Source organism: Prochlorococcus sp. MIT 1318, from assembly GCF_047304505.1.
Lineage (GTDB): Bacteria > Cyanobacteriota > Cyanobacteriia > PCC-6307 > Cyanobiaceae > Prochlorococcus > Prochlorococcus marinus_D.
In genome coordinates this window covers 1228440-1254275 of the sequence record NZ_CP138958.1, presented here as the reverse complement: position 1 = coordinate 1254275, position 25836 = coordinate 1228440, and the positions used below count along the sequence as shown (strand labels likewise).

Sequence of the window (25836 nt, the reverse complement as noted above, 5' to 3'; positions counted from 1 at the left end):
TTTGCAAGAAATCCTTATTTTGCAAGGTGTCTGATGAGGTTAGGTTTTTTTGCCTGAGCGCTTCTGTCAGGGATGGGTGATTTGGCGACCAGTAGTGAAGTAGCAGTCGTCTAGACAAGGTGAATCTGATGATTCAATCGCTCCATCCTCAGAGATAACAACCCTGCTCTTTGCGATTTGCGATTAAAGCCGCTCCATCGATTTGCATCCTTTTATTTTAGCATAGTAGCATGATGTCGTCTCTGCCTCGGGTTCGCTGGCGTCTTGCTCAGTTGGCTGTTCATCTTGTCGTTGCCCTGATTGCGCTGGTTGTGATCGGAGGCGCAACGCGTGTGATGGAGGCAGGGTTGGCTTGTCCGGATTGGCCGCTCTGTTATGGCTCTCTGCTGCCTGGGCGTCAGATGAATGTCCAGGTTTTTCTTGAGTGGTTTCATCGCCTTGACGCCTTTGTGGTGGGCCTTGCCCTGTTAGCGCAATTAGGGGCTGCTATTTTTTGGCGTTCTCAGTTGCCCGCTTGGCTTCCCTGGGTCTGCGGCGGCCTGGTGGTTTTAGTTTTAGTCCAGGGAGCTCTTGGAGCTCTGACTGTCTTGCAGCTTTTGCCTTCTGGTGTGGTGACGGCGCATCTGGCATTTGCACTCACACTTGTGGCGGCGGTGAGTGCTCTAGCTCAGAGATTGTTGTCCTCTTCTGTTGAGTCACCGCCTTTGTGGTGGCGCCTGATGGGTGGAGCCTCCTTGTTGGCAGTGATAGGTCAATGTCTTCTTGGTGGTCGTATGGCCACGGCCTGGGCGGCCCAGCGTTGTCTGAATGGCGGACAAGCCTGTCAATGGCTGACTTGGCACCGTATTTCTGCCACACCCGTTGCAGCATGCGTAGGGATCTTTGTTGGCACTGCTCTCTTGGTCGGTGGCTGGCCTCGACGCCAGTGGCCTTTTTTGATATCTGCTTTAGGACTCGTTGTGACCCAGGTAGGCCTTGGATTTCTTACCTTGCAGCTTGGACTATCCCAGCCTGCAGTGACGGTTTGCCATCAGCTGGTTGCAACTCTGCTTGTGGCATTGCTTGCCGCCCTTACCTTCCGTAATCCGGAAGGATCACCTTTGCCGGTGTCTCCCGTTGGTGATTCATCCTCGATAGACCATTGTCATGGTTAGTTCAACACCAGAGATGCTCCAGGGGGGGCTGACCCGGGAGCAGATCGTGCCTTCTCGCAAGCGGATCAAGCTGCCCGCTTGGTTGGAGATTGCCAAACCACGCTTAATTCCACTGCTTTTGGCCACAACCCTTGGTGGGATGGCACTATCCGAAGGTTGGCCCCTACCTTCTCTCAAGCTGGCCTGCACCCTAGGAGGAGGGGCTCTAGCTGCTGCTGCTGCTGGTGTTCTCAACTGCATTTGGGAACAGGATCTTGATGGGCGCATGCAACGCACAAGTGGTAGGGCTTTGCCTTCAGGACGCTTGTCTCCAACTGCGGCGTTCATCGGTGCCATCTCTTGCACCTTGGCGGCAGCGGCTCTGTTAGTGAGTGGTGTGAACTGTCTTGCGGCTGGCCTGTCTTTGCTTGGTCTGTGCAGTTACGTGCTGCTTTACACGGCGATCTTGAAGCCCCGCACGCCCCAAAACATTGTCATCGGAGGGGTTGCTGGAGCGATCCCCCCTCTCGTGGGTGCGGCTGCGGCCAGCGGCCATGTGGGCCTTAGTGGATGGTGGTTGTTCTCGCTGGTCATGCTTTGGACCCCAGCGCATTTTTGGGCCTTGGCCCTGTTGCTGCGAGACGACTACAGGGCTGTTGGGATACCCATGCTTCCTGTTGTTCAGGGCCCTGTGGTCACCGTCAGAGCTATTTCTCGTTATGGCTGGGCCACGGTTCTACTCAGCGGTTTTGGTGTCTTGGCCTTGCCGGAGGGGGGCTTGCTCTACGGACTTTTGTTGATCCCTTTCAATGCTCGTTTGCTGCAAATGGTTCATCAGTTAGGTGCTGCTCCGGAGAATGTTGATCGAGCCAAGGGGCTCTTCCGTTGGTCGATCTTCTATATGTTTGGTATCTGCCTTCTTTTGGTGGTTAGTCGTTTGCCCATGGCGGCTAATTTTGATCTTCAGGCCTGGTCTTTGCTTCAGCAGATGGCGAGCAGCGGGAAGTTCATCTAAACAGAAGTCACTAGAGACCCCCTGGAGGGTCTGGTAGCTCTATACAGCTGCCTAGATTTTTAAGACTTGTACTACGTTCCCTCTTGATGCCGATGATTGAACTGAAGCAGCTTGAGAAGTCCTATGGAACGGTTCAAGCCCTAAAAGGTCTCAGCCTCAAGGTGCCTCGGGGATGTCTTTATGGTTTGCTTGGTCCAAATGGTGCAGGCAAAACAACCACTCTCAGGATTCTTTGCACCCTTCTGGCTCCTGATTCAGGCACGGTCAGCGTGGCTGGCCTCAATGCTTTAAGTGATCCTCGTGCTGTACGGCTCGAATTGGGCTATGTGGCACAAGAGGTTGCTATCGACAAGATCCTCACAGGTCGGGAGTTGTTGCAGTTGCAGGGGGATTTGTATCACTTGCGCTCTAGCGATAGGGATGGACGCATTGCTGAATTGATTGATTGCCTTGGCATGCAGGATTGGATTGATCGACGTTGCGGCACCTATTCGGGTGGCATGCGTCGCCGGATAGACCTGGCCTCAGGTTTGTTGCATCAACCACAGTTGCTGGTGTTGGATGAGCCCACCGTTGGTTTGGACATCGAGAGTCGTTCAGCGATTTGGCAATTGTTGCGTGAGTTGAGGGCCCAAGGCACCACCGTGCTCCTTAGTAGTCATTACCTTGAGGAGGTTGAGGCCCTTGCTGATCGGATGGCGATCATTGATGACGGGCGAGTGATCGCAGAGGGAACTCCTGATCAGCTCAAGCAGCAACTTGGAGGTGATCGGGTGACTCTGCGTGTGAAGGAATTCAGCGATGATCGTGAGGCCGAGCAGGTCAGGCAGCTTCTCCAAGGTGTGGATGGTGTGCGACAGGTGGTGGTCAATCGGGTACAGGGTTTTTCCCTCAACCTTGTTGTAGAGAATGAACAGGTTGTGCCTCGTTTGCGTGAGCAACTTGATGGTGCTCAGTTGCCTGTCTTTGCCCTCGCTCACAGTCGCCCGAGCTTGGATGATGTTTATTTGCAGGCCACTGGCCGAACCCTGATGGACGCTGAGTTAGCTGTAGCTGGTCAACGAGACTCAAAGCTGGAGCGTAAAAAAGCGATGCGTTGATCCCTTTCGTTCGTTTTATTGAGTTGGATCTGCCTTAATCCACCCTTTTCTCATTCGTTCTGCTGACAGTCACTCCATGACTAGCCCTGTTGCCGCTGTTACTACCCGTGCTGCAGAGCAGGGGCCATTGGTTGATCTTGTGCAGGAAACTTTGGCCCTCACTCGCAGACTTTTCTTGCAGCTGTTGCGACGCCCTTCGACCTTGATTGCTGGCATCCTTCAGCCCTTGATCTGGTTGGTGTTGTTTGGTGCTTTGTTCTCTAATGCTCCGGATGGTTTGTTGCCAGGAGGCATGAGCTACGGGCGGTTCTTAGGGGCTGGTGTGATTGTGTTCACCGCGTTCAGTGGTGCACTCAATGCTGGATTGCCAGTGATGTTTGATCGTGAATTTGGTTTTTTAAACCGTCTTCTGGTGGCTCCGCTGCGCAGTCGCAGCTCGATCGTGCTTGCTTCTGTGATCTACATCACATCTCTAAGTCTTCTGCAGAGCCTGGCGATCATGGCAACGGCTGCCTTGCTGGGTTACGGCTGGCCAGGTGTTTCGGGACTGGTCTTGGTGTTGTTCACCTTGTTGTTGCTGGTTTTTGCGTTCACTGCCTTGAGCCTTGGCCTGGCTTTTGCTCTGCCAGGTCACATTGAATTGATTGCGGTGATCTTTGTGGCCAATTTGCCTTTGTTGTTTGCGAGCACGGCTCTGGCGCCGCTTTCTTTTATGCCTGGTTGGCTTGGCTGGCTTGCGGCCCTAAATCCTCTTACTTTTGCGATTGAGCCCATACGAGCTGCCTATGCCGGTCCGCTTGATCTTGGTGCCGTTCTGCTTGATGCTCCTTACGGGACTGTGAGTGGTTATGGATGTTTGACCGTGTTGATGGTGGTCACCGTTGGCTTGTTCCTGATGATTCGTCCTTTGTTGAACCGTAAACTCGCCTGATTTAGTGCACCACTCCACTGCTTGCCATGCTTGACGTCCAGCAGGGGTATCGCTATTGCGTCACGACATTGCTGAGCCTTTGGCAGATGCAAGGGTTCTTTGATTTTCAGGACTGTTTAGAGGTTTTCGTTCAAGGGCAGGAGTCTCTGTCGGAGCAAGTCCCGACGGTCCTGAACTCGTTGTTAGTCCTACCTTCTCCTGCTTTTGCTCTAAACCATTTGCCGCATCATTGCTCGCCAATCACGAATGCACAGTTATTGAAAGCATCCTGAGCATGTCTTTGCCTGCTTTTGAAACTCTCAGACGGGGGTTGATTATCTCTGTTCAGGCGCCTGAGGGTTCACCGATGCGTCATCCTCAGGTGATTGCGGCCATGGCTGAAGCCAGTCTTTGCAATGGCGCGGTTGGGGTGCGTTTGGAAAGTCCGGAACACATTGGTGCTGTTCGACGCCGTTGTCCGGACGCCTTGATTATTGGGCTTTGGAAGCGTTCCTTCCCTGATAGTGCTGTCTACATCACGCCAGGATGGGAGGAGGTTCAGGCTGTCTGGTCGGCGGGAGCAGATGTCGTAGCTCTCGATGCTACGCAGCGTCATCGGCCAGGGGGGATCACTCTTGAGCAGCTGGTGAGTCGGGTTCGGGAAGATTTGGGAGCTCCTCTGATGGCAGATGTCGATACGATCGAAAATGGTTTACGTGCAGCAGAGCTTGGTTGCAGCCTGGTAGGCACCACTCTTTATGGCTATACCGAAGAAACTGCTGTTAAGCGGCCTCCAGGTTTGTGTTTGTTGGGGCCGTTGCGGCAGCAACTTGATTCAGATGTCAAGCTCATCTGCGAAGGCGGGCTTGATTCTCCTCAGATAGCACTAGAAGCACTTTCTTCAGGTGCAGACATGGTGGTAGTCGGTACAGCGATTACCGGTGTAGACCTGCAGGTGGAAAACTATTGCCGAACATTGGCGGCTTAACTTCCAAAGCTTTTTGGCATCAATCGAATTGTGGGACGTGACTTGTCCAGGTAGAGCCACAACGCATGAGACTTGTCCATGCGTTGTGACGGCGTTCTTTTTGTAGCCCTAGGGAAAGCTTTGGGCCGGACTACATCATGCCTGGCATTCCCATGCCACCCATGCCACCCATGCCACCCATGCCACCCATGCCACCCATGCCACCCATGCCACCCATTCCACCCATCGGGTCTCCACCGCCATCGCCGGCGGGAGCAGGAGGTTCGGGTTTGTCTGCAATCACGAGCTCTGTGGTCACCATCATCGAAGCTATTGAGACTGCGTCCTGAAGTGCCAGGCGCACCACTTTGGTGGCATCGAGAATACCTGCTTCCAAAAGGTCTTCGTAGGTGCTGGAGATGGCGTTAAAGCCCTTGTTAAGGCGTTGCATCTCAGAGATCACTACATCACCATTCTCGCCAGCATTGATAGCAATCTGGCGTGCAGGTGCGGAGAGTGCTCGCTGCACAATTTCTACGCCGGTGCGTTGATCGCCGTTGAGCTGTTCGGCCAGTTTGCTCAGCCCTTTGCTTAATCGCAGGAGCGTGGTGCCACCACCTGCCACAATCCCCTCTTCAACTGCAGCACGGGTGGCGTTGAGCGCATCCTCAATTCGCAGCTTGCGGTTTTTGAGTTCCGTTTCGGTAGGGGCCCCAACCTTGATGACGGCTACACCACCGGCCAGCTTGGCAATGCGTTCATTGAGTTTCTCGCGGTCGTATTCGGAGTCAGTTTCATCTAATTCTCTTTTGATAGAGGCCACGCGGGCATTCACGGCATCGCGGTTCTCATCCTTGGCGACAATGGTTGTGTTGTCTTTGCTGATTGTGATTCGTCGGACCTGCCCTAGATCGTCTTGGCTGACTTTCTCAAGGGTCATGGCGCGGTCTTCACTAATGACAGTTCCCCCAGTTAGAACTGCGATGTCGGCCAGGGCAGCTTTGCGGCGATCTCCGAAGGATGGTGCACGAACAGCTGCTACCTGCAAGACACCTCTGTTTTTGTTGACGACCAGGGTGGCAAGGGCCTCACCCTCTACCTCCTCAGCAATGATGACGAGAGGGGAGCCACTTTTCTGCAGGCTTTCCAAGATGGGCACAAGATCGGAAACTGAACTGATCTTGCGGTCTGTGAGCAACAGCAGGGCATTCTCAAATTCGCAGATCTGACGGTCTCCATCGGTAACAAAGTAAGGGGAGCTGTAACCGCGGTCGAAGGCCATGCCTTCAGTGACTTCTAGTTCAGTGGCGAGGGATTTGGATTCCTCAACGGTGATCACACCATCGGCGCTTACTTTGTCCATGGCTTCAGACACCATCCGGCCCACTTCCTGGTCTCCCCCTGAGCTGACAGTGGCGACCTGATGGATGGCATTACCTCCAACAGCTTGACTGAGCTGGGCAAGCTCTTCTACCAATTGGGCCACGGCCTTTTCCATGCCACGACGCAGTTCGATTGGGCTCGCGCCAGCGGCCACATTGCGTAAGCCTTCATGCACCATCGCTTGGGCAAGCACGGTGGCGGTTGTGGTGCCATCCCCTGCCTTGTCTTTTGTCTTGGATGCGACCTGTTGAATCAGCTTGGCACCAAGGTTTTCAAATGGATCGTCAAGTTCGATCTCTTTGGCGATGGTGACGCCGTCATTAACGATGTCTGGGGCGCCAAATTTTTTCTCAAGCACCACGTTGCGGCCACGGGGGCCGATGGTGACGCGCACGGCATCGGCTAGGGAATTGACACCGCGCTCAAGCGCACTGCGGGAGTCATCCGAAAAACTGAGGAGTTTGGCCATGGTCTGCTGGTACCCGTCCGTCAATGTCCCATAGGACGTTCACTGCGGGCGAGGGGGCATAAGTGGGGAAAGCCGAATCCTTGCTGTTATGGGTGTGCTTGCAGGGGATTGGCTGGGTATGGTCCAGCTATGAATGACACTGGGGCGCTGTTTTTCGTGATCATGGCCGGCCTGGCCGGAATCATGGCTTTGGTGTATGTGCCCTTGCGTCTCTTCCTGACAGCCACTGCCAGGAGCAGACGTTTAAGACTCCTTCAGCGCATTCGGCGCTTGCGAGATGAACTGGGACAGCCGCTGGAATCCTGAAAGTCTGATCCAGCAGTAGCTTTTCAGCCCATCAGCATGCCGCCATCAACTTGTAGCACTTGTCCAGTGATGTAAGCCGCTCCAGGGTCGGCTGCCAAGAAGCGCACAGCTGCAGCGACTTGCTCTGGGGTGCCAAAGGAGCCCAAGGGGATAGCGGCAAGAATCGGTTCTGAATCCAACTCTTTTGTCATGTCTGTTGTGATGAAACCTGGGGCTACTGCATTGACAGTGATTCCTCGGCTGGCAAATTCTTTGGCTGTACTTTTCGTGAGGCCCACCACTCCAGCTTTGGCTGCTGCGTAATTGGCTTGGCCTGCATTGCCCATCAGGCCCACCACGGAGGTGATATTGATAATTCTGCCGCTTTTTTGCTTAAGCATCGTGCGAGCAACAGCCCGCGTGCATAGAAACACTCCTGTGAGGTTGAGATTGACCACGGCTTGCCAGTCTTCTGTTTTCATTCGCATCAACAGGCCATCGCGAGTTATGCCTGCATTGTTGATCAAAATATCCAGGCTGCTGCTGCGTTCAAGCACGGTTTTGATCAGTTGGTCTACGGCGTCTTCTTCTGCCACATTGGCTTTGATGGCATAGGCAGAGCCACCGTTGCTGGTGATCGTTTGAACAACTTCTTCTGCTGCATCAGCTGAGCTTGAGTAGTTCACGACCACTTCTGCGCCTGCCTCTGCGAGGGCAAGGGCTACAGCACGACCGATCCCGCGACTGGCTCCTGTGACCAGGGCGGTTTGGCCAGTTAGTGGAGTAGGAGAGGTCATGGCGTGATTCGTTCTCGCAGGATCGTACGGACCCATTGCAGTTCTTCTCAACTAGCCATCCTTTCGATGGTGTCCAATGCTTCGCCGAGTAATTCACGTAAGCGGATGAGTTGAGCTTTGCTGCCTAGGACGACAAGTAACTGACCTGGGGCCAGTTCGACTTCGCTACTGGGGTTGGCCATCAGGGAACAGCCGTCTCGGATGGCCAGCACCATTGCTCCACTGCGTCGGCCCAGTTGAAGTTTTGCCAGGCTGCGGTGGCTCAGTTTGTTGAACTTCAGTGGGTCTTGGCTGAGTTGGAATTCTTCGATTTCATAATCCGATCCAGCCAACAGATCCATGAAGTCCACAGCTAGGGGGCGTAGCGCTGTGGCAGCCATGGTGCGGCCTGCGGCGACATAGGGGCTCACCACCACGCTGGCACCTGCCAGTTTCAGCTTGACGGCAGCTTCTTCACTATCGGCCCGTGAGATCAGTCGACAGTGGGGTCGCATGCTTTTGGCACTTAAGACCACATAGAGGTTTGCTGCATTGCTGGGTAAAGCAGCTACCAGGCTGCGGCAATGGTCTAAGCCAGCTTCAAGCAACGTTTCATCCAAGGTGGCATCAGCTTGTAAAACGTTCAGGCCTTGTTCTTCTGCTGCTTGTTTGTTGGCTGGATCTATTTCCACGACAAGCACTGGGACCTGCTCGAGTTGCAGTTTTGAGGTGATTTCTTGGCCGATGCGGCCGTAACCGCAGACAATGACGTGATCACGCATACGCCGCAAGACCCTGCGAAACCTCAGCTCCCGCAGCTGGCGGAAGTAGCCGGATTCTGTCAGCCGTAGTGCCCGTTGAATCGTGAGCTGAACCACGACCACCCCCCCGGCAATGATCAGCACAGTGACCAGTCGCCCAGCTTGCGAGAGCGGCTCCACCTCCCCATAACCGATGGTGCTGATGGTGATGAGCACCATCCAGAGACAATCTCCCCAGTCCCATCCTTCGGTGAGGCGATAGCCCAAGGCTCCTACCAATATCACCACCGCCAGGGCCAGGATTGGCCCTAGCCAGGGTTTGGCGAGTACTCGCAACGGCAGGCTTGCAAGCGGACCTCGTCTGAATGGGTACCACCAACTTTTCATTGGAAGCCAAGTGCGATGAGAACCTCCTGCTGGTTGATTGAGTTGATGTCTGCATGACTGGCACCCAGGCAACGGATTTCATCTCTTTTCGGTAAGGCGTCGGCTGGAGTGCCTAGGGCAACTAAAGGAACGCCTGTATAAACAGCAAGCAGTTGGGTGATTGGACAGCTGCTGAGTACGACATCAGCGCAGGCCACTTCAGCAGCGCGATGGATTAGGGGTGCTTTTAAAGGCAGCGTGATGCTTCTGAGATTGGGTAATTTGCCTTTGATTGTCTTTGGAAGGGTTAACCATTGCTGAGTTGGCCAGTCTCCATCGTTGCCATTTGGAGCCAGCAGTAGGAGGGGGCCCTCTCCAGTCGGGTGTTGATCCCGAACCTTCTGAAGGCTGTCGTCTGGCAGGAACAGCCGGAAGCTATCGGCGTCAAGAGTGAGGCCAATCGCTTGGAGGTAGCAGTCCAATTGTTGGGCAGGCCAACCTTTGCTGGGCTCAACGAGGACTGTGCGTGCAAAGCCTTGTTCCGCAATCCTGATAGGGATGTGGCTCATTGAGAGCATCAAATTCACTTGTTGCCCTTGGGCGAAGTTGAAGCAAACTTGAAAATCGCCTTCTCTTACAGATCCGAGCAGATTGGTCCAGTCGGCGAGGGATGGGCTGGAGTCAAAAGCGATTGGGATTACCTTTTCTATCGCTGGCAACAGACTCCACAAAGCTTGATGGGTGGGATCGCAGGCCAGCTGCAGTTTGCCTTGCAGCTGGTTGGCTGCGGCTGCTAGGGCTGGAAGCCTCTGAAGCTGTTGGATTAAAGGACCCGGACTGAGGGCGAGAACACGCATCGATCCAGAGGCAGAGGCGTTGCGAGCTGATTGTATGGAGGAGGTTTCAGCCTGCTTGCGGCAGGAGGCGCATATGCATCTGTTGATTGTCGCTGCAGGAAGCGGAAGCCGTATGGGAGCGGATCGCAACAAATTGCTTTTGCCTCTGGCAGGACGCCCTGTTCTTGCTTGGACGATTGATGCGGTGATGGAAGCCGATTCGATCACTTGGGTTGGCATTGTTGGCCAACCTGTGGACCGAGAAATGATCATGGAGTTGTTGGCTGAGGCAGCCAAACCCGTTGTTTGGATTGAGGGGGGCAGCACAAGGCAGGAATCCGTAGAGCGTGGATTACAGGCTTTGCCTTCAATTGCGCAGCATGTTCTTATTCATGATGGGGCTAGATGTTTAGCTGAAGCGGCTTTGATCAATCGCTGCGCTGAGGCGGTGGTGGCTGGCGAAGCTGTGATTGCTGCAACTCCGGTTACCGACACGATCAAGCGCGTTGATGGTCAAGGGATCATTACGGGCACACCAGATCGTGCGGAACTTTGGGCAGCCCAGACTCCGCAGGGCTTTGCTGTGGAGCAGCTCAAGCAAGGTCATGCTGAGGCTCAGGCCAAGGGTTGGACAGTGACTGACGACGCCTCTCTTTATGAACGCCTGGGATGGCCGGTGCAGGTATTGGAGGCCAGTCCTGCCAATATCAAAGTCACAACTCCGTTTGATCTCACCGTAGCCGAGGCAGTGATTGCACTGAGAGCAAAATAGGAATCTGTTTGTGATCAATAGGCGATGGCTTCAATATTGGATTGGCTGTCAATAATTTTGCTTTTATTGCCTTGAGACAGATTAAAACTGCAAAAACTTTTAATTGCTCAGCCAACTTTTCAATGGGTTGGTGTTTCACTTGATCTAAGCTCCTTGTCATTGTAAAAGCAGTTAATTCCCCACCTCTAACAAATGTCTATATCTCTTTAGTTAACCAACAAAAGCTGAACTGAAGATCACCATTTCGAATGCCATTAGCCCTGCGGAACTTGATGGCAACTTGATGCCACTCTTCTGGAATTTGATTGAGGCGAACATCCCAAGCCCATGGCAGTCACTGTTTACCTGGTGAGATCGATTACTGCAGGTGATGTGGGCTGATAGCTGAACCAAAAACATCTTAAAAAATGAGTGATCTATTAAGCGTTCAATCCCATTGCAGCGTTCGATTCGCCTCTCCTTATCGCTCACTAGTGCTGTTGCACTCGCTATAGCCAATACTCCCATCCAGCCTGTGGCTGCTCAAGAAGAAGACGGCAATGCAGATGATCTGGGGGTGATGGAGATCAGCCTCAAAGACGCTATGCGCTTCAACTGGGGCTTTCAAGGTGCATTGCAAGGAGCAGGCACACCCAATCAAGCTGGTATTGGAGCGTTTTTACAATTGCTGTTGGGGAGAACAGTGTTTGGCTTATTGATGCCTTAGCCAAAGCCAAATTCTAACTACGACGGCACCAGCAGCAGCATCAACACTGATGTGGCTGGCACAACCGTCAGCACCTCCTCACGGCTTGGTTATCGCTGGCTGAATAGCGACCGCAGCTGGATGTATGGCATCAATGCTAGCTATGACAGCCGGCCGATAAATACAGGTAATGCTGATTCAGGCGTCACTCTCTACGACAAGGAAAGTGCCTTCTTCCAGCAGATCGCAGCAGCTTTAGAAGCTGTATCCGATACCTGGAACTTCAATGCCTATGCCCTCATGCCTGTTGATTACGACTACCAGCAAGGTGATCTTGATGAGGCTGATGGTTCGGGCGTGCAAGTCGAGCTGGATTGTCTGATCGCCGATGGTTTAACCGCTGGGGTCAATCTCTCCTATGAAGAAGCCTTTGAGACCAGAGTTTCAGGGAATATCAGCTATCGACTTGGCAACAATAGCTCAGCATTTGTCAGTGAAAAGAAAGCTTGGCAAAAGTCAACAAATAAAGCGTTAAAAACAGGAATATCCGAGTTCATGATGCAGCCGGAAAGATATGCAAATGTTTCGATCCTAAGGATGGTCAAACCATCCAGACCTTCAAGTAAGCCTATAAAGGATCCCATATTTTCAATTCCATTGCCTCCATAGATTATTGTACTGGAGATCCAAGAAGTAATCCAGGTGACTGGGGTCCCGTAAATTAGCTTGAGTGTTGGGCGAATCGATTTTTTCTCTGCTCAGAATGCCCCTAAAAGCAGAGAGATGGCTATTAAATAGCTGACATATTGTTTGTCATTAGGTGCTTAGATAGGCAAGTAAATAATAGAAGCGAAGTCTGGCAATATCTGCTCTACATTGCAAGGTCAGACATCAACTTATTAGCCCTAGCCAATATTCTTACCCCCTCAATTAGCCAGCATAAGCCCAGCTCAAGATCGCAATCTTCAATGCCATTAAATTGTTTAAGGCTCATGGCATAGCGGGGCAAGCCTTGATCAATGACAGGCGCTGGTTTTCAATCTAGTTCTCATTCAATGGCTGCTTCATGCCACAACTAGAGCTGCTGCATGCCTGGCCAGTCCATCCCTTGCGGATCAATCACAGCGTGAGCGCACTACTGATTGATGGCCAGCTTTGCTTTGTTTAGCTCAGCAAGCTGAGCCGGCCATGGCTGCCGTCAAGCTGAGCTTGTCGTCCAAGCGGTAATGCAGCATTGCCGCAGCAATGACCAACTGGGAGTTGGCCGACGACAGGAATACCGAGATCACTACTGCGTTCTTTTAATACTTCCTCCAGTTGGAAGGTTTGATCCCCGGGAATCTGTTCAGGTGCTTCACACCCCTCAAAGCTGCCGAATCCGAGGCCGGCCAGTCTTTGTAGTAGGCCTGCGAGGCGCCAGTGGGTCAGCATGCGGTCGATGCGATAGGGCGCTTCCTCAACATCTTCCAGGATCAAGATTGCACCCTTGAGATCGGGTACATGGCTACTGCCTAGCAAATGGGAGGCCACAGTAAGATTGGCGACCACCAAGGGCCCGCTAGCCACTCCACCCATCCAGGACTGCCCTTCAAGGTCTGGGATGTGTTTGCCGAAGAGAAGATCATGCAGCCGGGCTTGGCTCCAGGCTGGTTCCTTGGCAAGTGTGGTGAGCAAGGGGCCATGCACGCAGCCGTCGAACCCGGCCGCCAAGCGTGCCCAGAGCAGGGCGGTGACATCTGAAAACCCCATTAGCCAGCCTGGTTGCCAGGTTTGCTTGTGTTCCAGTAAACGTGCAGCTCCCCAGCCGCCACGAGCACACGCCATCAGAGCAGCAGGGGACTCAGAATTTAGATCGCGCTGGCGGCTGGCATCTTTGCCCGCTAGGTAGCCCCAGCGGCGTTCACTCACTTGCTGAGGCCGGCTGACTAATCCCCATTCTTCAAGGACTTTGAGGCCTTCAAGCAGTGATTGTTCATCCTCCAGCGCTGAACTCGCAGCCACTGTCACCACCTCGTCGCCACGTTGAAGCGCTGGTGTGAGCAGGTCAGATCGGAGCTGCGCCATGATTCAGCTGATGCGCCCCAGGATCAAACCGAGCAGCAACATTGCGCCTAGCAGAACTTGATGCTGAAAGTGCTGCCCGTAGGTCGTCATTGGTTGATTGGAACCTCGCAGGGTCCACGTTTCTTTTTGCATGCCGATGCTGGCGATGAGCCAGAAGGGCCAAAAGGCCCAGCCCACTCCTGCGCTCACTGCTGCACTAGCCAAAAAGGTGCAGGCCAGTGCATAACTAAACGCGACAGTTTTAAGTGCATGGCTCCCCAAGCTCAAAGCACTGCTTTTTAAGGCCAGGTTGGCGTCGTCACGACGATCCGCCATGGCGTAAACCGTGTCAAAGCCGAACGTCCACATCAGAGTGGCCAACCAGCAGCCCAGCAGTGGCCAGCCTCCGTTGAGATTGGCCTGGCTTGCTGCCCAGGGGATCAGTACAGCAAACCCCCAGCAGAGGGCAAGCACCGCTTGTGGATAGGCAAACCAGCGCTTGGCCGAGGGGTAGAGCAGGATCGGTGGCAAGGCCAGGATGGCTAGGGCAAGGCATAGGCGCTGGCTTGGCGTTGGCAGGGAGGCCACGACCAAAAGACTGAGCAGCAATAACACAATCAATAAGCCCACAGCAGTGGAAATTCGAATGCTGCCTTTCGCTAGTGGCCGTTCCCTGGTGCGCTCCACCTGGCGATCAATGCGTCGATCCCAGAGATCATTGGCAATGCAACCGGCGCCGCTCACCATCAGACCTCCAACGACGATCAGACTCACAAGCCCTGCTAAAGGAGGTGCATCTGGAGTGAGCCAAAGGCTCCAACCTGCTGGCACGAGAAGGATGAGCCGACCACTGGGTTTGTGCCATCGCAGCAGCTCTAGCCATTGCCTTAAGCCATTGGAGACGGATCTGATGGTCACGGGCTTCTGGCTTTGAAGAACCCTAGTGAGGGACCTCCAGACATCGTTGACTGATGGCAAAGTGGTCTTGTTCCAGGCTCCTGTACTTCATGCCAGGTGTCGAGCCATTGCCTTTCGGTGTGGTTGATGTCGAGCAGGAGGAGGCCAGGTACGTCAGTGCTGGTCAGCTCCGTTCTGAGCGAGAGCTCCGCAACGTTGCCGCGATTGATATTGGAACCAATTCCACCCATCTCTTGGTGGCGTCGGTTGATCCTTCTCTGCACACCTTCAGCATTGATCTTGCAGAGAAATCAACCACCAGACTTGGTGAGCGAGACCCTGACTCTGGAGAGCTCACGGGTCCTGCTATGGAGCGGGTATTTGAGACACTCAAACGTTTTAAGGAGCTAGCCGCCAGCCATCAGGTGGAGCAGGTGGTTGCGTCGGCGACTAGCGCAGTACGTGAAGCTTCAAATGGGCGAGATTTTTTGCAACGAATTCAGGATCAGCTCGGCATTGAGGTGGATCTGTTGAGCGGTGCTGAGGAAGCACGACTGATCTATTTGGGTGTTTTGTCTGGCATGCCTTTTGGGGAGTGTCCCCATCTTTTGATCGATATCGGTGGCGGTTCCACAGAGCTCATCCTCGCGGATGGTCGCGATGCTCGTGCTCTGACAAGCACGCGGGTTGGTGCGGTTCGGCTACAGAGGGATTTTGTCAAGCATGAACCAATCCCCCCTCAACGGCGTTCCTTTTTGCAGACATTTATCCAGGGTTCTTTAGAGCCAGCTGTTGATAAGGTCTGCCGTCGCATCAAGCCTGGGGAGAGCCCTGTGATGGTTGCCACTAGTGGAACCGCCATGGCCATCGGTGCTTTGTTGGCTAGCGAAGACGATCGCCCTCCGTTGAGATTGCATGGCTATCGAATCACCCGGCAGCGGCTTGATGGCCTGGTTGAGAAGCTGATAGCGATGACGCCTGAGCAGCGTCGCATCCAGACGCCTATTAATGATCGCCGTGCCGAAATCATCGTTCCGGGTGCGTTGATTCTTCAAACCGCCATGCAGATGCTTGCTGCTGATGAGCTGGTGCTGAGTGAAAGGGCTCTGAGGGAGGGCTTGATCGTTGACTGGATGCTGCGACATGGCCTACTGGAGGATCGCTTTAGTTTTCAGAGCAGTATTCGTCAGCGCACCGTGATTCATCAGGTGCAGCGTTTTGCAGTGAATCACCGCCGTGCAGAGCGTGTAGCCAGCCATGCGCTCAGCCTTTACGACCACACACATGGTGTTCTTCATCAAGATGATGGAGGTGGTCGGGATCTGCTTTGGGCATCGGCAATGTTGCATGCCTGTGGTCAGCACATCAATCTCAGTGCTTATCACAAGCATTCCTGGTATCTGATTCGTCATGGCGAGTTGCTCGGCTATTCGGAAGCGGAGCATTTGATGGTTGCGGCTATTGCGCGCTATCACCGCCGCAGTCTTCCCAAGAAGCGTCATCTGGAATGGCAGGCTTTAGCCACCCGGGAGCATCGTCGTCTCGTTGCCGAGATGGCTTTGTTGCTGCGATTAGCAGCAGCCATTGATCGCCGTCCTGAGCCAGTGGTGGCTGCAATAAGAGTGGAGTCCGCTGATGATGATCAGGTTGTCTTTGAACTAGTGCCGGAAGGATTGAATCAGAATCTCAGCCTTGAACAATGGAGCTTGAAGAGCTGTGCTTCGGTTGTGAAAGAAGCAAGCGGCGTAACCATGAAAGTTGTCGTTAAGGAGTGAACTTAGTTCAGTATTAGGTTGTTGTTGGTTAATTGATGCCAGCGGATCTTTCTGATTGTGCTCAGAGTAGTAGGCGGTGTTCGATTATGAGTTATATGAATCAGATCAGGATGCCCTACATAGATTTCTAGGCCTTCCTCTAATGGATAGCTGAACGGCTGGCTAAGGGCGCCTTCAAAAATAATCTCAGCTTCACTGTTGGGGGTTGGGGTTGCCACCTGGCTGTGTTTTTGGCTGTACAGTTGAAGCTGGTTGATTATTATTTGTTTTTTTTAACCCTGATGGAGATGTTGATGGCAAATTTTGGGTAGGTGTTGCATCTGCAGGCTGAGAGATTAGCTTGGTGTCCTTAGGCTCATCTTTTACATCATTGGATCGAGTTGAAGACCCAAAGATCATGCCTTCGGCTGTGTTGTTGATGTAAATGATTGCGTTATTGACGCTTCTTTGGATGCGGGTAAAGGTGTTGGGGTTGCTGTAATAAGTGATGGCTAGTCCTGCTGCAGTCAATCCAATTAATCCTCCCAAAAAGGCCAATGCAGGTATCACTTTTAGCTTTGGACGAGACGCTTTGCTTTTTGATTCGTGTAGGGCTTCGGAGCTTGAGGGAATGAAGACCTGAATTTGCTTTACAAGAGCAGTCGCATCGAGGTTGAGTCGCTCGGCGACCCGGCGCACCATGGCTCTGATAAAAACCGGCTCAGGTAGTAGGTCTTTGTTTCCATTCTCCAGGGCTATTAGTTGCTCTTTGCCTATTCGAAGACTTCCCGCGATTTCTGCTATTGAAAACCCCCGTTTTTCGCGGGCTTCTCTAAGCAAAGCGCCAACTTGAATCAATGGTGTGGAGAGTTGCTCTGAGTGGGATTGGTCACTCAAGAAGTCCTGAGGGTGCTCCGGCATTAAGGGAGAGGAGTGTTGACCTGCATGCATTTGACCTTAGTTGGAAGCACTGAGCTTGTCAGGCATCATTTGATCCCATGTATATGTGATCAAATGGTTTTGATGATGAACAGATCAAGCAAATACTTGGCATTAACACTTATGGGCGATGGGGATTCGAGCCATCGAACCCTTCCGTGTGAAGGCAGGCTCTCGCCTGTGATTGCAACCACTTTAGCAGCTAGTGCATAAAATCTGCATAAAAGAGCATGTACAAGGCACACCCGCTCTTTTCCAGTAGCAACGAAGATCTCAGGTGCTGCCCGCAAGCACTCTTGGCCTGTTACTAAGTGGTATTTTTAGCAACGGCCTTCGGATGAACCCGCAACGCACCCTGCGATCGGATTAGGTGGAAGCAGCGCGCAGCAGAGGCCTTAGCGAGAAGCAAGTCATTATCCGCCATGCTCTACCCAATGCCCTGCTACTTGTTCTGACCATTGCAGGCATCACCGTGGCCTCGCTAATAGGCGGAGCCTTGCTGATTGAAGTCAACTTTTCATGGCCTGGTATCGCTTTACGCTTACAAGAGGCGATCAGCCAGCACGACTAACCAGTTCTGCAAGGGATTATTGTTTTTTTTGGCGCCTTAGTGGTTCTAATCAGCGTTGCGGTTGATCTTCTTGTGTGTGCACTTAATCCACGAATTAAATACTAAAGCAATTATAAAAAACAAAGCTCACATCGATTGTCGATTTCCGCAATAAAATCTTAAGAGGATCAACTGTTCACCTAGGGTACCAGCTATAAAGAAGTACGGAACAAAGTTCCGAATAAATCAGGGCCAGGAGATCCATGTCCGTACATCCCGCACCAGCAACAGTCAATGAGCTGTTTTCAGTCGAAGGAGGAGAAGGTTGGCTAGGTATCGAAAAAGCTCTGTGCAATGCGAAGTCTTCACAGGAATGCGTCGAGATCGCCAAAAAAGCTGGCTACAATTTCACAGCAGAACAGTTTGAGACATACTTCTCAGAACACATGACACCTGAACAGCTTTCGGCTGCAATGGGCGGAGGAAATGCCTGCTGTTGCTGTTGCTAATCGGCAACAAAATACTGTATTCAAGCATGATTAGATCAGTACAATAATATGCTTGAATACAGTCCAATAATAGCTTGACAACTAAAAAACAATGCGAAAATAAAAGCCAAGAAACTACCGGATAAATACAAATAGAATGAACCTACTTGCCTTAACAATCAGATCAAATACAATAAATAAATTACAATATCTCCAATATCACATCGCGAACACAACTACTGCGTGAATTCAAGGTAATAACCTCAAGAAAAGAGAAGTGTAAAAGCATCTGTTTAGATTTTTTACATAGGGACAAAGCAGGGAGAGCCGAAGTAAAAATGCTCTGCATAAATCAAAAAACTGCTTATAATCATAACAGCAATAATCTTACAGATTGGCACTAGCAGAAGAAAATTTGTATGCATTAACTCAAAATACATATGGATACGCACTTGACGAAGATGTACTCTACTTGACAACAGAAAAAGAAGAGTACATTTTCAATGATTTAGCAGCAAGATTCATAGAAGAGCTAATAAATAGCGATCTATCAATAGACAAATTAAATTGCTTGAGAGATTTCGATTATCAAGTCCAAGCATACATACTAAAAGATTGGCTAATTAAAAAGAACTTAATCGAAGGTAAGCAAAAAGCAAACAACAAAAACAAGGATCGCATAGAAGACCTGAAAACAAATGGAGGAGAAAGAAGCGCACTAAAAATCAGCTCCCACTCAAGGGAGTTGCATGAAAGCAGAAGGTTTGTTTTAGAGAACTACAGTTTCAGAATCCATGAAAAACAGGAAGAACTTGATAAGTGCGATTGGATTGCAGATACTCTGTCAACAGAACTGAGAGAAAATTGCCCAACGCTAATTCATAACAGTCACAAATCAATATGTATAGAGTTAATGGAAAGCAGACTTCAAGGGCTAGGCAAAGAATCCCTCGATATAGACAGTTTGTACATGCCAGTAATTGTAGGGAAAGACCGAATAGAAATCGGACCTATACATGACTCGAACAACAAAGAATACAGAACAATCATGAATCAAAGGCAACTAATAAGAGCTGGCGCAACACATCTAATATCAGAAAATATACCATTCACTGTGCCAAATAGAAATAAATACAACAAAACAAAATGGCAGAAAATAATGAAAGGAATAATTCACATAATAGAATACGAAATTGAGGATTTGGACAACCTAAGTGAGAGCCAGAAAATAGTTTGGACAATGATGAATAAATTGATAGATGACGAAGAAATCAATGAATCAAGTGAAATAATCAGGAAACATAAAATCCACAAGTTAACTTTAAAGGAAGAAGCCAGCAGTATGACGAACAATGAGGTTGAACAGAAGATTTCTTTTTATTCACAGCTAACGAAATCAGAAAAACAACAGAATTACCTTAAAGTCCCTATTTTGGAAAAGCTAAAAAAAGTCAGATGTCAACCAAAATGTTCAGAGAATGATGGCGGACATAGAATATGCTCAGTTAATGATACGAGAAGTAGAATCAAGCCGTTTATAGATTCAGTCACAGGAATAGTGGACAAAGTAGAGCTAACATCAATAAGTAAGGAAATTTTTGAATATCGAGCAGGGAGAGTATTTGGTGCGACAAATAAGGCTCAACGAAACACTAAGAATTCAGCTCGAGCTACTGGATATCCCGTTAGTGCGGCAGGCAAAGGTAGGACAGCATACCAATCACAAGTCAGCTGCATTGCTGAGGCAATTGAAAGGTATTCTGCTAACCATCCAGTGCTTCAGCTTCCTACTATAACCGCTAGTTACAGTGACATACAAGAAATAGCCATTGATCCAAATAAAATTAACTTATTTAGTGAATATCAGTATAACAATCGAGAAGAAATAAATGAGAATGTACTTGGTATTATGCACATGGTACCAAAGAAACTGGACCAATATGAAGCAGAGAATTGGTCTCCTATAGTAAACATGTTGGATCCCAATTGCAGCAAATTGATTCCAACATCGATGATGGGCTACAACTACAAAGAAGCATTACAAAAGGATTCGAGATTAGCCTGTAGCAATGGCTTGTCTTCTGGCAATTCAGTATCGGAATCAATAATACAAGGCATATATGAAATAATTGAGAGAGATAGCTGCGCAATGTGGTGGTATAACAAACTAATATTAAAAAAGGTTCCTATACCAAAAAGCATTAGTGAGTATGTAAGTTCAGTCAGATGTTCTCTAAATGGTATGCAAAGAACATTAGAATTATTAAAGCTGCCAACTGATCTGGATGTATCAATTATCGGAGCTATAAGCCACCGCCAGAATGGGAAGTGTATATGTGTTGGATTGGGTTGCCATGCAAGTTACACAGTTGCGGTATCGAGAGCAATTACGGAAATGTACCAGATGTTACTTAGCGAGAAATACTACCTAGCAACAGAAAAGCCAGGTGAAGGCAATGGAGGCGTTGAGAGAATCATGAAGGATTGGCTACTTACACAAAGTATTGAAGACCATAGTTACCTTAATGGTAAAGAATTAAGCGAGGACGATATCGAGAAAGAAGAGATAAAATTTAAGTACATAGAGGAAGAATTGGAATGGCTATTAAACTCTCTTAAACAAGCAGGGATGACAACTTATGCTAGTAACTATACAGTTAGTTCAATTGGTTTTCCAGTGACCAAAGTATTCGTACCAGGGATGAGACATTTTTGGCCAAGATTTGCAGAAGGAAGGCTATACGATATGCCGGTTAAGTTGGGATACATGCAAAAAAAGAAGAGAGAAAGTGAATTGAATAAAATAGGTTTTTTCTTCTAAATGGAATTGTCAATTAAAAAGCAGAAAGAGTTCACTCTCTCCTACCAAGAATCAGAAATAAAGGTAACAACAAATTCATCAGCGACAAGGTTGACTCTACCTAACTGGAGCATTGAAGAATTTAATCAACTATGCAATTTATTAGATAGAGAATCAAACTATGAAGAGATAGTTAATACCATTGAAAGTTATCCAATCATGAAGCGTTATCAATACAGAAATACAATTAACTACCTATTTGGCAATGGAGTTGTCTACATCGATCTAAGCGATAATGGTAAGAAGCTTGGGAAAATCAAGGCATCGTCAGTAAAGGGGAAATGCTTGACTGCTTCAAAGCATCCTAAATCTAAAAGCATAAACAAGACAACTACAATCAGGAAAGAAGGTGACAATTGGGTCATAGAAGATTCTCATGGCTATTTAAGATTGGAATGGGAGTCAAAAGATAAGTGTGAATTCTTCAACCTAGCATCTAGCTTACTGAATGAGGAAGAAGATTGTTTAGAGAGCAACTCATCAGGATCGTATGATTACATTTTGAGGAATTTACTGAAAGAAAATAAGTTCTTCAGCCTGGTCAATAGTGAATGGCAGAAATATTGGGATTATCATGATTTGATCTTTGATGCAATGACGAGGCATCATGCAGATCATATTAAAAGAGGAGGAGATTACAGATTTAAGCCATTAGAATGCGAAGAGAAGGCAGACATGGAAGTGCTAACAGAGACAATTGCATATCACAATCAATCGAATGCTCCTCCATATTCGCAGAGGATCACGATAAAAAGAGGGGCCATGATTAAAGAGAAAGAGTTGACTGAATTATTCAGAAGATCGTTTGTAAATATCAGAGAAGATGGTATTGGGAAAGATATTAATTATGGAATGGTACATCGCCCATATCCAAGCGCTGGAAATGTACATGAACTTAGATATTTTCTAATGCATATAGTGGATGGAATAGACAATAGGATAAAAATGAAGGAATTTTCGCCTTCAACAGGTAGCTTCAAAGATGAACAATTGATGCCAAGTGTGGCCTACGAAAATTTCGATTATATGAAAAAATGCTGGCAAGAAAGTGAAGTGCCAAGATACATGTTGATAATAGTCTCAGACTTTCCTTTAATAAGCTACAAATACAGAAGCATTGCTTACAGGCTTACATTGCTAAATACAGGTTGTGCCTTAGCTAGTTTTTATAAAGCATGCAAAAGTATGGATATAGGGTGTTGCGCAGCAGGAACAGGATTGTCAGAAAACATTGTTGGGCTACTCAATTCGGATAGATACAAGTTAGTACCAACAATGGAGGTTGGTTTTGGCAAATCAATCTAATAAAAAGAGAGATAGCCGTGAAAGAAGCTTCTGGATGGAATATGAAGGGATAGGGTGTCCAGAATTAGTGCATATAAAGGAAGAAAAACCATGTCAATTAGTAGGTATTTTAAGAAAAGAACTCCTAAATTCGAGCCTATTACCTGGTATAACAAATGAAAAGATTAAAGCATCAATAAGCAAAGTCTCAACCAAGAGAAGAAAAGAAATTGAAATACAGCCTCTATTTAATATTCTGAAAGAATCAATAATACTCTACTGGGAGCAAACTGAATGCAGTTTAAAAGAGAACATGGGCATTATGAGTAAAGAGCAAAATAATATAGAAGGACATCAAAGAAGCCTCGGTGACAAGAGGGTTCTATATTGGTCAAAATCAAGATTGAATGAATTGAATGAAATAATAAAAAAAGATATTATGAATGGGCACCTATCTACTTGCATAGAATACTGGATACTAGAAATATTAACAAGCAAATTTCATGGTCTTAAGGATATTTCCGCGAATATCGATCAGCTAAGTAACTTGCTTGTAGATGTACAAGAGTATTCGTTACTTAAGGCACTCAAAAATTATTTATATGCGAACACGCACTCATATCATACCGAGTATTTGATTGATTACGTAAATACCATAACAATAAAAGACGAGTTCAATGCATTCATGGCAATGAAGACGATCACAAAATATGTACCGCTGGCGACTACAAATACTAATGATTGGAGAAGTTTATTAATACTTAACCAAGCAGCATTTTGCTGTATGGTGTTAAATGACTCTGATAAAGCTGCAGAATATGAATCTAGAATCATGAAAGTTGCTAGCCTTAATTTTCACAAATACATTTCATGCATAAATATGGCAAGGCTATACATGAGAGGAGGCAACCATTTAGCTATTTTGCCAATATTGATAGCGATTAATTATGTGAGTGAACTGGAGAATAATGAAAGTTATCACACAATTTTACTGACATACCTTATGAATTGTTGCCCACAATGGATCTCTTCTCTGAGAGGTCTGAGAGCAAGCGTAAGAAGAAACTTGAATGAATATTATGGAAACAACTGGAGATTAGCGCAGGCTATAAAGACATTTACAGAGCATACGAACTATCTTATTCCAGATAGCCGGTGGTGCGCTTATGGCAAAGATGACGAATCTTATGAATCAATTGAATGCAAGAGAATTGATATGTATCTAGAGAAAGAAATGGACTCTATCATCCTTAAGCCATACCTAGACAAAGTATTTAATAGCAGTGGCAGTGATTATATAGCTAAAATAAAAGATGTAGAATTCAGGCTAAGTCTAATATCGGAAAATAGATTAAGTTGCAATTTAATAGTTGTATCGGGTATTTAATTAGAATAGCAGAAGCAGGCTTAATACCTGTATCTACGTTGTTAAGAATTTATTTTGCAGAGTGATAGACCTATCACAATAATCAACGATGTCGGCTCGATTGCTAACTAGAAGAATGATCGCATCATCACCTAGGTAACTTCTGATCATTTTAATACGGTTCAAATCAGTTGAGTATAAAGAATCATCTGCTATAAAAACATCAGGTTTTGATAGCAAGGAACGCGTTAACAACAAAACTTCTCTGAAATCCGATGGAAAGTTAACACCATTGAATGCTACAGGAGTATTAAGGCCTAAAGGATATTTTGAATACATTTCATAAGCTTCGATTGCTTTTAGTATCGTGATCAAATGTTGTTCTTTATATTGGCCTCCATTTAGAAGAAAGTCTTTAAGAGTGCCTGGAAGTATATCTCTAGTTTGCATTATACAACCAAATCTTGATCTGATATTATCTACATTCAGGTTGAGAATATCAATGCTATTAATTTCAAAGGATCCTAAGTGTGGTGATTGAAAACCTAAGATCAACCTTATTAAGGTAGTTTTTCCTGAAGCGGTATCACCTTTAATATTAACTGATTCACCCTTTTTGACGTCTAAATCAAATCCCTCGAAAAGATAAGTTGTTTGAGAAGGATATTTAAAATGAACATTATTTAATTTAATACTTGAAATTTTATTCTTGAACTGAAATTCATTTGATCTTGACTCATCTGACTCATGAAAAATAGGATACGCCCTTTCCCACAAAGCAAATGCTGTACTGCCATTTTTGGACAATGACCGTGTCAATTGATATAAAGAGGCAACATAAACTGAATATAGACTAATAAACCCTACAAACATTCCTGTGGAGAAAGGTATAATTTCCTTGCTTGTTGTAGTCGAACTAATTAAGGAGTGTCCAATAATGAATAGAAAAAAAAGGCCAAATGATTTAAGGATTGTATCAATAAGATCTGCTGTTTGTCCATAAAATTCTGCTCGAAATGATTTTCTAAGTTGTCTAAAAATAAGAGTAGAAAATTGTGTAAGAAGTAACGGCTGTCGCTTCTCTGATCGAAATTGCAAAACCATTTTTAAAGCGGTGAAAATATAACCTATATTTAAACCCTGTAAGCGTAATTGTTCTACTGTTTGCTTTGATTCTAGAATTCCCAAAAAGACAGTAGAAATAATATATAATAAGGTTATTATTGCCACTAGAATTGTAAGCTTCCAACTTATTATCAGCATCACAAGAAAGCTCGTAATTAGAATAGAGCTGTGGACAACCGTGTCTATAAATGATCCACTTAAGATAGCTCTTATTTGAGAAATCGCTTCGGCCCTTGCCATCAGGTCTCCACTTCGATATTGCTTAAAGAATTCAATTGGCATCTTGAATAGACGCATAAATACACTTGTTTGGAGACGAACATCTAATACCGTGTCAATGAATATAAAAGAGAACACTGCGGCAAACTCAGAGATAAGAAATGCGATTGATATTAATAGATAAAAAAGAGATAATCCTATAACTATATTTGTTAGTCCTTGAGGGATCGCTGTCTCAATAAGGGAGGATAAAATGAGGGGATAAGCAAGCCCTAGAGTCGCCGCTAGTGCAAGAGTCAAGAAGAGTATTATAAAATTAGTCTTCAGCCTGGATGAGGCAAATTTAAGAAGGCTGGTCAGGCTCTGTCCATTACTAGAATCAGAATATGATACATATAGAGCCTGAGGCTTAATATTGTAGTTTGAGACACTGCTAATTGGAGAGATAATACCTAAGTTGGGATCAAAGACTTTTGGCTGAAAGCCTGAATTATCGAATAATAGCAACGGGGTATTATCGTCTTTAAATATTACCAGCAACTGTCCATTAGACAATCGTCTATCGTTGGATTTGTAGATTGTTGGTTTTACAATAAAATTGTTCTTGCGTAAAACAGACATATAGACATCATATGGGTTTTCATCTATTGCAAGTTGCTTTAAGCAACTCTCGTCTATTTGATAATTATCAACCTTGAAGAAAAAGAATAAGTACCTAAGCGTGATATAGTCTAAAGATATTTGCCCTGTAGGTTTAATCTCTAGTTCGAGATCACTGCCCAGGAGATCAATATATTTTCGTTGGTCGATGCCAACATCTTTAGCTACGTTGTAATGGAAATTGGTCATTGGT

The 25836-nt window shown here is 47.7% G+C and carries 21 protein-coding genes and 2 pseudogenes; 15 read left to right on the top strand and 8 right to left on the bottom strand.

The features are described from left to right. The first annotated feature begins 230 nt into the window (after nucleotides 1-230). From SIB66_RS06210 to SIB66_RS06185, 6 genes are all read left to right on the top strand, one after another. The gene (locus SIB66_RS06210) at nucleotides 231-1154 is read left to right on the top strand and encodes a COX15/CtaA family protein (protein WP_063406253.1); all 924 of its coding nucleotides are present in this window, start codon (nucleotides 231-233) and stop codon (nucleotides 1152-1154) included. Beyond that, entirely contained in the window at nucleotides 1147-2148 is a 1002-nt protein-coding gene (locus SIB66_RS06205) for a heme o synthase (protein WP_063406254.1), read from the top strand. The genes SIB66_RS06210 and SIB66_RS06205 overlap by 8 nt, the downstream gene beginning before the upstream one ends. 86 nt (nucleotides 2149-2234) lie before the next feature. Beyond that, on the top strand, nucleotides 2235-3248 hold the full coding sequence (locus tag SIB66_RS06200) for an ABC transporter ATP-binding protein (RefSeq protein ID WP_063403669.1): 1014 nt from the start codon (nucleotides 2235-2237) through the stop codon (nucleotides 3246-3248). 76 nt (nucleotides 3249-3324) lie between these two features. Continuing rightward, nucleotides 3325-4179: an ABC transporter permease gene (locus SIB66_RS06195; protein WP_063403670.1), complete on the top strand. Its 855-nt coding sequence runs from the start codon at nucleotides 3325-3327 to the stop codon at nucleotides 4177-4179. Between the two features lie 26 nt (nucleotides 4180-4205). Further along, nucleotides 4206-4451, top strand: a complete 246-nt coding sequence (locus SIB66_RS06190) for a hypothetical protein (protein ID WP_063406256.1) — start codon at nucleotides 4206-4208, stop codon at nucleotides 4449-4451. Between the two features lie 2 nt (nucleotides 4452-4453). Continuing rightward, the gene (locus SIB66_RS06185; RefSeq protein WP_063406257.1) at nucleotides 4454-5146 is read left to right on the top strand and encodes an N-acetylmannosamine-6-phosphate 2-epimerase; all 693 of its coding nucleotides are present in this window, start codon (nucleotides 4454-4456) and stop codon (nucleotides 5144-5146) included. A gap of 130 nt (nucleotides 5147-5276) precedes the next feature. On the opposite strand, the gene groL is transcribed toward SIB66_RS06185, so the two are convergent. Beyond that, nucleotides 5277-6977, bottom strand: coding sequence for a chaperonin GroEL (groL, locus tag SIB66_RS06180; protein ID WP_063421598.1), 1701 nt, complete (start codon nucleotides 6975-6977; stop codon nucleotides 5277-5279). A 129-nt stretch (nucleotides 6978-7106) separates the two neighbouring features. Between groL and SIB66_RS06175 the strand changes: the two genes are divergently transcribed. After that, nucleotides 7107-7283 carry a hypothetical protein gene (locus tag SIB66_RS06175; RefSeq protein WP_011825322.1) on the top strand — a complete coding sequence of 59 codons (177 nt, stop codon included), beginning with the start codon at nucleotides 7107-7109 and terminating at the stop codon, nucleotides 7281-7283. Nucleotides 7284-7306: 23 nt separating this feature from the next. Here the strand turns inward: SIB66_RS06175 and fabG are convergent, their stop codons facing one another. Genes fabG through SIB66_RS06160 form a run of 3 tightly spaced genes read right to left on the bottom strand, consistent with a single transcriptional unit; the run spans nucleotide 7307 to nucleotide 10022 of the window. Continuing rightward, nucleotides 7307-8059 (bottom strand): 3-oxoacyl-[acyl-carrier-protein] reductase, encoded by a 753-nt coding sequence (gene fabG, locus SIB66_RS06170; RefSeq protein WP_063406259.1) that lies wholly within the window; start codon nucleotides 8057-8059, stop codon nucleotides 7307-7309. A 47-nt stretch (nucleotides 8060-8106) separates the two neighbouring features. After that, a complete protein-coding gene (locus tag SIB66_RS06165; RefSeq protein WP_063406260.1) occupies nucleotides 8107-9186 on the bottom strand; it encodes a potassium channel family protein in 1080 nt (359 codons plus the stop codon). After that, complete coding sequence (locus SIB66_RS06160) at nucleotides 9183-10022, bottom strand: glycosyltransferase family 9 protein (protein ID WP_063406261.1); 840 nt, start codon at nucleotides 10020-10022, stop codon at nucleotides 9183-9185. The genes SIB66_RS06165 and SIB66_RS06160 overlap by 4 nt, the downstream gene beginning before the upstream one ends. A 73-nt stretch (nucleotides 10023-10095) precedes the next feature. Here SIB66_RS06160 and ispD point away from each other — a divergent pair, with 73 nt between their 5' ends. After that, nucleotides 10096-10773 (top strand): 2-C-methyl-D-erythritol 4-phosphate cytidylyltransferase, encoded by a 678-nt coding sequence (gene ispD, locus SIB66_RS06155; protein WP_063406371.1) that lies wholly within the window; start codon nucleotides 10096-10098, stop codon nucleotides 10771-10773. A gap of 436 nt (nucleotides 10774-11209) precedes the next feature. Next, nucleotides 11210-12084, top strand: a pseudogene (locus SIB66_RS06150) (carbamoyl-phosphate synthase). A 538-nt stretch (nucleotides 12085-12622) separates the two neighbouring features. On the opposite strand, the gene SIB66_RS06145 reads toward SIB66_RS06150, so the two are convergent. Continuing rightward, nucleotides 12623-13522 (bottom strand): S66 peptidase family protein, encoded by a 900-nt coding sequence (locus SIB66_RS06145; RefSeq protein WP_063406263.1) that lies wholly within the window; start codon nucleotides 13520-13522, stop codon nucleotides 12623-12625. A gap of 3 nt (nucleotides 13523-13525) precedes the next feature. Beyond that, the gene (locus SIB66_RS06140) at nucleotides 13526-14419 is read right to left on the bottom strand and encodes a 4-hydroxybenzoate polyprenyltransferase (protein ID WP_063406264.1); all 894 of its coding nucleotides are present in this window, start codon (nucleotides 14417-14419) and stop codon (nucleotides 13526-13528) included. A 53-nt stretch (nucleotides 14420-14472) separates the two neighbouring features. Between SIB66_RS06140 and SIB66_RS06135 the strand changes: the two genes are divergently transcribed. Then, nucleotides 14473-16173 carry a Ppx/GppA phosphatase family protein gene (locus SIB66_RS06135; protein ID WP_236070217.1) on the top strand — a complete coding sequence of 567 codons (1701 nt, stop codon included), beginning with the start codon at nucleotides 14473-14475 and terminating at the stop codon, nucleotides 16171-16173. A 192-nt stretch (nucleotides 16174-16365) separates the two neighbouring features. Here the strand turns inward: SIB66_RS06135 and SIB66_RS06130 are convergent, their stop codons facing one another. Next, the gene (locus SIB66_RS06130; RefSeq protein WP_063406266.1) at nucleotides 16366-17073 is read right to left on the bottom strand and encodes a helix-turn-helix domain-containing protein; all 708 of its coding nucleotides are present in this window, start codon (nucleotides 17071-17073) and stop codon (nucleotides 16366-16368) included. Nucleotides 17074-17359: 286 nt separating this feature from the next. Here SIB66_RS06130 and SIB66_RS06125 point away from each other — a divergent pair. The 5 genes and pseudogenes from SIB66_RS06125 to SIB66_RS06105 form a co-directional block, all read left to right on the top strand. Continuing rightward, nucleotides 17360-17767, top strand: a pseudogene (locus SIB66_RS06125) (ABC transporter permease subunit); the annotation flags it as partial. A 137-nt stretch (nucleotides 17768-17904) separates the two neighbouring features. Next, nucleotides 17905-18150 carry a Nif11-like leader peptide family natural product precursor gene (locus tag SIB66_RS06120; protein WP_063406267.1) on the top strand — a complete coding sequence of 82 codons (246 nt, stop codon included), beginning with the start codon at nucleotides 17905-17907 and terminating at the stop codon, nucleotides 18148-18150. 373 nt (nucleotides 18151-18523) lie between these two features. Next, a complete protein-coding gene (locus tag SIB66_RS06115) occupies nucleotides 18524-20950 on the top strand; it encodes a YcaO-like family protein (protein ID WP_063421600.1) in 2427 nt (808 codons plus the stop codon). Beyond that, nucleotides 20951-22294: a nitroreductase family protein gene (locus SIB66_RS06110; protein WP_063406269.1), complete on the top strand. Its 1344-nt coding sequence runs from the start codon at nucleotides 20951-20953 to the stop codon at nucleotides 22292-22294. Then, a complete protein-coding gene (locus tag SIB66_RS06105; RefSeq protein ID WP_063421602.1) occupies nucleotides 22278-23660 on the top strand; it encodes a hypothetical protein in 1383 nt (460 codons plus the stop codon). The genes SIB66_RS06110 and SIB66_RS06105 overlap by 17 nt, the downstream gene beginning before the upstream one ends. A 33-nt stretch (nucleotides 23661-23693) precedes the next feature. Here SIB66_RS06105 and SIB66_RS06100 read toward each other — a convergent pair whose 3' ends face one another. Then, nucleotides 23694-25832: an ABC transporter ATP-binding protein gene (locus SIB66_RS06100; protein WP_063421604.1), complete on the bottom strand. Its 2139-nt coding sequence runs from the start codon at nucleotides 25830-25832 to the stop codon at nucleotides 23694-23696. Nucleotides 25833-25836 lie beyond the last annotated feature (4 nt).

What these genes read in the sequence shown, in the direction of transcription:
- SIB66_RS06120 (WP_063406267.1), top strand. Translation starts at nt 17,905, where the DNA reads ATGTCCGTACATCCCGCACCAGCAACAGTCAATGAGCTGTTTTCAGTC.
- SIB66_RS06200 (WP_063403669.1), top strand. Translation starts at nt 2,235, where the DNA reads ATGCCGATGATTGAACTGAAGCAGCTTGAGAAGTCCTATGGAACGGTT.
- SIB66_RS06145 (WP_063406263.1), bottom strand. Translation starts at nt 13,522, where the DNA reads ATGGCGCAGCTCCGATCTGACCTGCTCACACCAGCGCTTCAACGTGGC.
- SIB66_RS06165 (WP_063406260.1), bottom strand. Translation starts at nt 9,186, where the DNA reads ATGAAAAGTTGGTGGTACCCATTCAGACGAGGTCCGCTTGCAAGCCTG.
- SIB66_RS06190 (WP_063406256.1), top strand. Translation starts at nt 4,206, where the DNA reads ATGCTTGACGTCCAGCAGGGGTATCGCTATTGCGTCACGACATTGCTG.
- SIB66_RS06110 (WP_063406269.1), top strand. Translation starts at nt 20,951, where the DNA reads ATGGAATTGTCAATTAAAAAGCAGAAAGAGTTCACTCTCTCCTACCAA.
- SIB66_RS06135 (WP_236070217.1), top strand. Translation starts at nt 14,473, where the DNA reads ATGGCAAAGTGGTCTTGTTCCAGGCTCCTGTACTTCATGCCAGGTGTC.
- SIB66_RS06185 (WP_063406257.1), top strand. Translation starts at nt 4,454, where the DNA reads ATGTCTTTGCCTGCTTTTGAAACTCTCAGACGGGGGTTGATTATCTCT.
- groL (WP_063421598.1), bottom strand. Translation starts at nt 6,977, where the DNA reads ATGGCCAAACTCCTCAGTTTTTCGGATGACTCCCGCAGTGCGCTTGAG.
- SIB66_RS06175 (WP_011825322.1), top strand. Translation starts at nt 7,107, where the DNA reads ATGAATGACACTGGGGCGCTGTTTTTCGTGATCATGGCCGGCCTGGCC.
- SIB66_RS06130 (WP_063406266.1), bottom strand. Translation starts at nt 17,073, where the DNA reads ATGCCGGAGCACCCTCAGGACTTCTTGAGTGACCAATCCCACTCAGAG.
- ispD (WP_063406371.1), top strand. Translation starts at nt 10,096, where the DNA reads ATGCATCTGTTGATTGTCGCTGCAGGAAGCGGAAGCCGTATGGGAGCG.
- fabG (WP_063406259.1), bottom strand. Translation starts at nt 8,059, where the DNA reads ATGACCTCTCCTACTCCACTAACTGGCCAAACCGCCCTGGTCACAGGA.
- SIB66_RS06195 (WP_063403670.1), top strand. Translation starts at nt 3,325, where the DNA reads ATGACTAGCCCTGTTGCCGCTGTTACTACCCGTGCTGCAGAGCAGGGG.
- SIB66_RS06100 (WP_063421604.1), bottom strand. Translation starts at nt 25,832, where the DNA reads ATGACCAATTTCCATTACAACGTAGCTAAAGATGTTGGCATCGACCAA.
- SIB66_RS06210 (WP_063406253.1), top strand. Translation starts at nt 231, where the DNA reads ATGATGTCGTCTCTGCCTCGGGTTCGCTGGCGTCTTGCTCAGTTGGCT.
- SIB66_RS06205 (WP_063406254.1), top strand. Translation starts at nt 1,147, where the DNA reads ATGGTTAGTTCAACACCAGAGATGCTCCAGGGGGGGCTGACCCGGGAG.
- SIB66_RS06160 (WP_063406261.1), bottom strand. Translation starts at nt 10,022, where the DNA reads ATGCGTGTTCTCGCCCTCAGTCCGGGTCCTTTAATCCAACAGCTTCAG.